Consider the following 2,272-nt stretch of genomic DNA (forward strand, 5'->3'; position numbering starts at 1 on the left):
GGCCGAGGGCGGGAGAGCGGGGCCGGCGGCCGTCCCGCGCGGGAGAGCCGCCGTCCCGCGCGTGGCCTTTCCCGAGGAGGCCGTGACCAGTGGACCGCGCTCCCGCCGCGGCCGGGAGCGTGCGCGGCGCGTCCGGTGCGGGCGCGCCGTTCACACGGGGTGCGGATCCGGCCGGAGGCGCATTTCCGCACGCCCCGAGAACTCGCGAAAACACCTGGTGGAAAGGCAGTGCGTACCACCTATAACCCTTTGTCCTTCTGACTTTTTGTCAACGCGCAGATCTTCCTCAAGCGCCTTGTTGGTGGTGTGCGGGTTGTGCGAGAGTGAGCCACCCGTGCGGGGGGTAAAGGCCGGGGCCGCAGGAACGCCGAGGTTCATGAACCGGGTCCGATTCGCCGTCGGTGAATGCGTACTCCCCGCGCCCCGCGCCCAAGAGGTATGGACCACTCGGGTTTTCCTCTTACGGCGCCGGAACTTCTGTGTCACCCACGCGTGGGAAGGAACCGTCTCAGTGCCCACCCCCCACCCGCCTCGACCTCCGTATCCGCCGCCCGGCGGGGATCCGGGGGAATCCGACGAGTTCCTGGCCGCCCGGCTGCGGGACCGTCCGGAGGGCGAGGCCGCCCGTGCCGTCGCGCTGCTGACGGCGCGTCACTGGCGGTCCATGCACGACTACGCGGCCGTGTGCCTGGCCTCGTCGGGACAGACGGCCGCCATGGCCACCGCGGCCGCCCTGCACCGGGTCCTGGACCGGATCGCGCTCGGTGAACCGGCCGTCGCCCTGCGTCCGGTGCTGCTGGTGGCCGTGCGGGACACGGTCCGGGAATGGGCCGCCGACGACCGGATATCCGGCGCCCTGCCGCCCCTGCAGAAACCGGCCGGCGGACGCGGTATGCGGATGGCGAAGACCATGACGCCGGACAACCGCACACTGGCCCTGCGGGCATTCCGGGCGCTGCCCGCGCGGGTGCGCTGTCTGCTCTGGCACGTCGAGGTCGAGGCCGAACCGATATCCGTTCCGGCGGGCCTGCTCGGCATGGACGCCGACATCGCGTCGGCCGCACTCGAACAAGGACGTGACACTTTCCGGCAGAATTGCGTCCACGCCCATCAGGAACTGGCACCGACGAAGGACTGCCGTTTCCACAACCGGCTCCTCGACGTCCCGATCCGCCGGGGCGGCGCCCTGCTCCCCGACGTCCGCCGGCACCTGGCGGAGTGCCGCCACTGCCGGCACGCGGCCGAGCAACTGGGGCACTTCGAGGGCGAGCTGGGCACCCTCATCGCCGAGGCGGTCCTCGGCTGGGGAGCCCGTCGGTACCTCGACTCCCGCCCCGGCCGCTCCGCGGGCGGGGCCCGTGGCCCGCGCTCCGGACGCCGCGGACGCCGGGGCGGGGGCGGACACTCCGCCGCCCGCCGGCACCGCCTGCTGTCCCGGATCCCCGCCGCCGAGCGGCTCGCCGGCTTCGGCCGGCCGGAGGCCCTGCGCTCCACCCGGACGCTCCTGACCGGCCTCGGCGCCGTCTCCGCCGGGGTGCTGGTGAGCGTCCTCATCGCCGGTTCCTCCTCGCCCGACGGCGGCGCCACCGACCCGACGGGCTCCACCCGCGCGAACGGCGGCAGGGGAGCCGTCCCGACGGTCTCCCCGCCCGGCGTCGCCGGACTGCCCACCGGGCCGCAGCAGACCCGGCTGCGCAACGTCGCCGCGGACCTGTGCCTCGACACCGTCGGCGAGCCCCAGGACGGCGTCGGCACCCGGCTGACCGCCTGCTCCACGGCCTGGACCCAGCGCTGGACCTACGAGGACGACGGGCTGCTGCGCAGTGTCGCCGACCCCGGCCTGTGCCTGGACTCCCACAAGGACGCCGGGGTCGTCGTCCTCGGCACCTGCGCCGACCCGGACGACGGCCGGGCCGACGACGTGCGCTACGACCTCACCCCGCAGGGCGAGTTGCTGGCCCGGTGGGACGAACAGCTGGCCCTCACTCCCGCCACCACTGACGCGAACGCCGACCTCGTCGTCAAGGTGCGCGACCGGACCGTGGACCAGCGCTGGGCGGCCGAAACGGTGCGGGAGGACGAGGACCTGCTGTCGAGCGGCGGGACCGTACCGCCGGCCGCCCGGCATGCCGGGCTGACCGAACCCGTGGTGTGATCCGACCGGCCGGAGCGGGGAGACCCGCTCCGGCCGGTGTCCGCCCCGGCACCACCGGGGGGCGGCGCGGCCGGCCCCCCGGGCCCCGGCCGGACTCCGCCCGGGCGCCCGGCCGTC

Annotated in this window: 1 protein-coding gene; it reads left to right on the plus strand. The window is 74.7% G+C overall.

From position 1 onward, the window contains the following. Window positions 1–511 precede the first annotated feature (511 nt). Window positions 512–2,155, plus strand: coding sequence for an RICIN domain-containing protein (locus tag G3I53_RS04145; RefSeq protein ID WP_164438023.1), 1,644 nt, complete (start codon window positions 512–514; stop codon window positions 2,153–2,155). The last annotated feature ends 117 nt before the right edge of the window (window positions 2,156–2,272 follow it).

Origin of the sequence: Streptomyces sp. SID14436 (assembly GCF_010548465.1) — a bacterium.
Classification (GTDB): domain Bacteria; phylum Actinomycetota; class Actinomycetes; order Streptomycetales; family Streptomycetaceae; genus Streptomyces.